The sequence below is a fragment of the Deltaproteobacteria bacterium genome, assembly GCA_003696105.1.
GTDB lineage: Bacteria > Myxococcota_A > Polyangia > Haliangiales > J016 > J016.
Window position 1 is genome coordinate 1 of record RFGE01000245.1, and the last position, 5,357, is coordinate 5,357.

Genomic DNA, 5,357 nt, shown 5'->3' on the forward strand with positions numbered 1-5,357 from the left:
GGGCGCGACCCGGGCCGCCACGACGGCGAACTCCGCCGCGAACGCGCGCGCGTCGCGGTCGATGCCGGCGATGCGGCGCTGGCGCTCGTCGATGGCCTGCCGCCGGCCCACGACCTCCCGCACGCGGTCGATCAGCGCGGCGACCACCTCCGGCTTCTGCCCGGCGTCGACACCGACGGCCTCGGTCGCAGCGGCCCACCGCGCCTGCCAGTCGCCGACGGCGCCGGCCACGTCGGCCGCGCGGCGCTCGGCGTCGGCGACGCGGCGCGCGGCCGCCTCGAGGTCGCGGTCCAGCTCGCGGCGCCGCTGGGCGCGCGCCTCCGCGCGCGCGAGCGCGTCCGCCACGCGCGCGCGCGCGTCGTCGAGCGCCCCGGCGCCGGCCAGGTCGACCGGCTCGCCGGCGCTCGCCAGCGCGCCGGCGCACGCGTCGCGCAGGGCGTCGCGCCGGTCGCACAGCTCGCGCAGGGCGCGCTCGGCGTCCCGCGCGGCGCCGTCGGCCGCCAGCACCTCGGCGCGTCGCTGCAGCCACCGGCGCATCTCGGCCGGCGGCCGCGGATCGAGGCCCTCCCACAGCGCGCGCCACTCGGCGTCGGCCTCGGCCCGGCGACGCTCGCAGGCGGCGAGGTCGGCCTCGGCGCGCTCGAGGCGGACCTCGGCCGCGGCCCGCGCCGCCTCGAGCGCCGCGCGCCGGCCGGCGCGCTCGGCGTCCGACCGCAGGGCGTCGGCGACGTGGTCCGCGTCGCGCACGGCCGCGGCGAACCGCTCGGCCAGCGCCTCGGGTCCGCCGGCGCCGGCCGGCGCGCCGTCGAGCCACGCGGCCCGCACCTCGCGCCACAGGGCGTCGCGGCGAGCGCGCGCCTCGCCCACGTCGGCGGCCGTCGGCACGGGGCCGTCGGCCGCGAGCGCGCGCAGCTCGGCGCCGGCCTCGTCGATCGCCGCCCGCGCCCGCCGCGCCGCCTCGCGCGCCTCCTGCTCGGCCGCGGCGATCCGGTCGAACCGGTCGCCGAACGCGGCGATCGTGTCCGCATCAACCACGGCGAGCGCCGCGAGCGCCGCGACGTCTCCCGCCCAGTGGGGCAGCTCCGCCAACGCCCGGTCGCGCGCACGCGCCGTTTCCGCGGCGCGCCGCTCGGCCTCCGCGATGCGCGCGTCCACATCGCCGGCGCGCAGCGCGTCCTCGTGGGCGCGCCGCAGCGGGACCGGATCGACGACCTCGCCCAGCTCGGCGCGCGCGCGCTCGGTGTCGGCCAGCGCGCGGCGCGCCTCGTCGAGTTCGCGCGCGGCCTGTTCGCGCCGCTCGGTGAGGCGCGCGAACTCGTCGGCCAGCGCCCGGATCTGCTCCCGCGCCGGCGCATCGAACCGCTCGGACTCGGCGGCCGCGCGGAGCTGCCCGAGGTCGGCCAACGACGCGTCGAGCTCGCGCCGCAGCGACGCGACCTCGCCGGCCAGCTTGCCGCGATCGGCCAGCGCTTGCGCCACCGCCGCCGCCCGCCGCGCGAACTCGGCGATGGCGCGCGCTTCGGCCCGCACCGCCGGGTCGACCGCGATGCCATCGCGTTCGGCCGCCTTGCGCTCGCGGTCGGCGGCGAACCGCTCGCGCTGGCGGGTCCGCTCGCGCAGCGCCGCCTGCAGCTCGCGCCGCTCGGCGGCCGCCTCGTCTGACACGTCCGGCACCCCGGCCAGATCGGCCAGCTCCGCCTCGATCTCGCGCAACTCGGCGACGAGCGGCACCGCGCGGCGCAGCGTCCGCGCCCGCTCGCGATCGCGCGCCGCGGCCGTACGCGCCGCCTGCGCCGCCGACAGCTCGGCCGCCGCCGCGTCCCTCCGCCGCGCGGCGTCGGCGTACGCCTGCGGTTTCAGCGCGGCATCCCGGATTCGCTTGTCCGCCTGCCTGCAGGCCGCGATCGCCCTGGCCAGCGGACGCGCCGTGGCCCGCGGCGAAAACAGCGCGTCGGCCTGCTCGCGCAGCCTGCGCAACAGCTTCGGCAGATCGCCCAGGCCGATCCCCGCGCCGAACAGCAGGTCCGCCAGCCCGCCCCCGGCGAGCGCCTCGCCGCCCGCGACCAGCTTGGCGTGGTCCAGCCCGTACATCTGGTCGAACAGCTCCGCCGTGACGCCGCCGAGCACGCGGGCGAGCGCTCCGTCGGCCACGGGCGCGCCGTCGGGGTTCGCCAGCGTGTTCTTGCGGCCCTTGCGCCGCACGACGGCGAGGCGCTCGCCGTCGCCGTATTCGATCACCGCGCCGATGCGCAGCGCCCGTTTGTCGTGGACGTGGTCGTCCCGGGTGCGCTCGTCGATGCCGAACAGCAGGCCGCGCACCGCGCGCAGCGCCGTGCTCTTGCCCGCCTCGTTCGGCCCGTAGATCACGTGGAAGTCGCACGGGCCGGTAAACCGCAACGTGCGATCGGTAAACGGACCGTACGCGATCAGGTTCAGTTCGGCGAACCTCACCGGCCGCCCTCCACCAGATGCGCGAGCAACAGCTCGCCGGCGTCCGCCACCAGGCGCCGGATCGTGTCGTCGTCGGCGAGGTCGAACGGCTCGTCGCCGGCGACCACCGCCGGCGGCAACTTGGCCGCCAGCGGCGCGAGCGCGCGCTTGCACGACGCGATCAGCTCCGCGTCGGCCGCCCCGTCGCGCAGCGCCCGGATCAGCGCGCCGATCGCGTCGTCCCGCGCCGCGAGCCGGTCGCGGTCCACCGGCGCCCGCGTGCGCCACCGGACCTTCTCGATCCACGCGTCGACGCCGCAGTCCGCCGCGGCGGCGATCACCTCGTGACGCCAGCGGTCCGCGTCGGTCGCCAGCTCGTGGTGCGCCCGCGTCGCGCCGGAGAACGTCGCGCGCACCGCGAGCGTGCGGCCGTCGGCCGCCTCGGCCGCGCGCCGGAGTTTTCCGGCGAACCGCTCGATCAACTCGCCGGCGGTGTCGTCCTCGCCCGCGTCGACGTCGATCGCGACCCAGCGCGCCACGTCGACCGGCCAGTGCTCCACCCGCGCGATCGCGCCGTCGGCCACGGTCACCAGCGCGACCCCCTTCGGGCCGGTCTCGCGCGCGTGGCGCCCCTGGATCGTCCCCGGCATGACCACCCAGGGATCGCGGTGGTGCACCTCGAACGTGTGCATGTGTCCGAGCGCCCAGTACTGGTAGCCGCTGCGGACGAGGTCGTCGACCGAACAGGGAGCGTACGGCGACGCGCCCGCCGCCCCCGCCAAATCCGTGTGGAGCACGCCGATGTTGAGCAGGCCGGGGATGGGCGGCGGATAGGCGGCCGCGAGATTGTCCGTCACCTCGCGCCGGGCGTAGCTCTGGCCGTGCAGCGCGACGCCGAGGTCGTCGAGCACGACCGTCTCCGGACGGCGATGGTCGAACGTGCCGACCCCCTCGGGCAGCGTCAGCTCGCGCGTGACCCGGCTCACCGCATCGTGATTGCCGCGCACCAGGAACACGCGCGCGCCCGCGTCCACCAGGCGCGCGAGCTGCCGGCGAAAGAACAGCCCGGTGTTGAAGTCGCGCCAGTCGCCGTCGAACAGGTCGCCCGCGAACACGGCAAGCCGCACGCGCTGTTCGCACGCCAGGTCGACCGCGCGCTCGAGTGCGCGGCGGCTCGCGTCGCGCATCTCCTCGACCGGCGCGCCGTCGTAGCGGTCGAGCCCGACCAGCGGCGCGTCCAGGTGCAGGTCCGCGGCGTGCAAAAACGTCCAGGTGGGATCGGTCATGGTGCCTCGCGTCGGTTGACTGCCTCGGCGCGCCGGAGCGTTCGCACCGGCACGCACCCGTTACCAGCGTCCACACCGGACGGACGCGCACGCGCCGCGTTGCCGCGTTTCCCAAGCGATATCGCCGCCATCGTCGCCAGCTTGCCCGCTAGGAGGCTGTTGCGTATCGGCGCGCCAGCGAGGTTGCGAGATGCGAGGCGAGGTTCGGCGCACGCCCGTAGCGCACGAGGGCGCGTATACACATACGGTACCGAAGGGCGCGACAACGTACGCCGAAGATCGCATGCAGATCGCGACCGCAGCCAGCGGCTATGCGCAACAGCCTCCTAGGCGTTTGTAGCGGACCGGCCCGCGGGCGTCCACCCCCGGCGGTCACCGCGCCGTGCGCGGCGGGTGCGGCGGCGCGATGCCGAGTTCGTCCAGACGCGCGATCACCTGCTGCAGGTCCTGCCACGCCTCGCGCTTCTTGTCGGGCGACCGCAGCAGGAACGCCGGGTGGAACGTCGGCATCACCGGGCGGCCGCGGAACGACTGCCAGCGGCCGCGCAGGCGGCTGATCGGTGCGCGCGTGCGCAACAGCAGGTGCGCCGCCGGGCGCCCGAGCGTGACGATCACCTTCGGATCGATCGCCTCGATCTGGCCGAACAGGAACGGCTCGCACGCCTCGATCTCGTCCGGCTCCGGGTCGCGGTTGTTCGGCGGGCGACACTTGACGACGTTCGCGATGTACACGCGGCTGCGCGTCCACCCCATCGCGGCGATCATCTTGTCGAGCAGCTGGCCGGCCGGGCCGACGAACGGCTCGCCGCGCCGGTCTTCCTCGGCGCCCGGCCCCTCGCCGACGAACATCAGCGGCGCGTTCGGATCGCCGACGCCGAACACGATGGTGCGCCGGCCCGCGTGCAGCTTGCAGCGCGTGCAGTCGCCGAGTTCGGCCCGCACCGCCGCCAGGCGCGCGGCGCGGTCGGTCCCGGCGGGCGCCGCCGCCGGGGCCGCGGCGTCGCCGAGCCCCGCGGGGGCCGGCGCATCCGCCGGCGCGCCGTCGCCGCCGGCGTCCGGCCGATGGCGCCGCGGCGCCGGCCCGGCCGGCGCCGACCACGCGCCGGTCCGCGCGCGCCACGCCAGGTGCGCGCGAAACCCGGTGACCAGGGCGCGCAGTTCGTCTGCCGGATCGCGGTCGGTCATGCCCTCGACCAGCTATAGCGGGCCGCGGCGCCCGGACGCAACCGCCGCGCCGGCGAAACGCGCGCGCCGCGGCTGCCGGCTACGGCTCGAACGCCACCGCGCCCAACGGCGTAAAGCCGTCCACCTCGACGCCCGGCAGCGCGATCGCGTCCAGCACGTCGCCGCCGGGACCGACGAGCGCGACCGTCACGTCGTAGGTTCCCCCGGCCAGCGGCCCGGTCCGCGCGATGCCCGCGTAACACGACAGCCGCCACTGCGCGCGTTCGCCCGCGACGGCGTCCGCGTCGATCCGCACTTCGGTTGCACCTGCATCCACACACGACACGACCTGGCCGCCGGCGCGGATCGACCATTCGAGATCGATCTGCCCCACCCCGGCGACTCGCTCCCCCACGGCGGCGGGCTCGGCCGCGCACGCCGTGACAGCCAGCGCCAACGAAATCACTATCCTAGCCC

General features: G+C 76.8%; 4 protein-coding genes. All 4 read right to left on the reverse strand.

Going from position 1 to position 5,357, the window contains the following annotated elements; translation table 11 throughout:
* Positions 1 to 2,451, reverse strand: a 2,451-nt coding sequence (locus tag D6689_15900) for a hypothetical protein (GenBank protein ID RMH39659.1), incomplete at its 3' end; no start/stop codon positions are given.
* Positions 2,448 to 3,716 carry a DNA repair exonuclease gene (locus tag D6689_15905; protein ID RMH39660.1) on the reverse strand — a complete coding sequence of 423 codons (1,269 nt, stop codon included), beginning with the start codon at positions 3,714 to 3,716 and terminating at the stop codon, positions 2,448 to 2,450. The genes D6689_15900 and D6689_15905, both read right to left, overlap by 4 nt.
* 372 nt (positions 3,717 to 4,088) lie before the next feature.
* Positions 4,089 to 4,901: a uracil-DNA glycosylase gene (locus D6689_15910; GenBank protein RMH39661.1), complete on the reverse strand. Its 813-nt coding sequence runs from the start codon at positions 4,899 to 4,901 to the stop codon at positions 4,089 to 4,091.
* A gap of 79 nt (positions 4,902 to 4,980) precedes the next feature.
* A complete protein-coding gene (locus D6689_15915) occupies positions 4,981 to 5,346 on the reverse strand; it encodes a hypothetical protein (GenBank protein RMH39662.1) in 366 nt (121 codons plus the stop codon).
* Between the last annotated feature and the right edge of the window lie 11 nt (positions 5,347 to 5,357).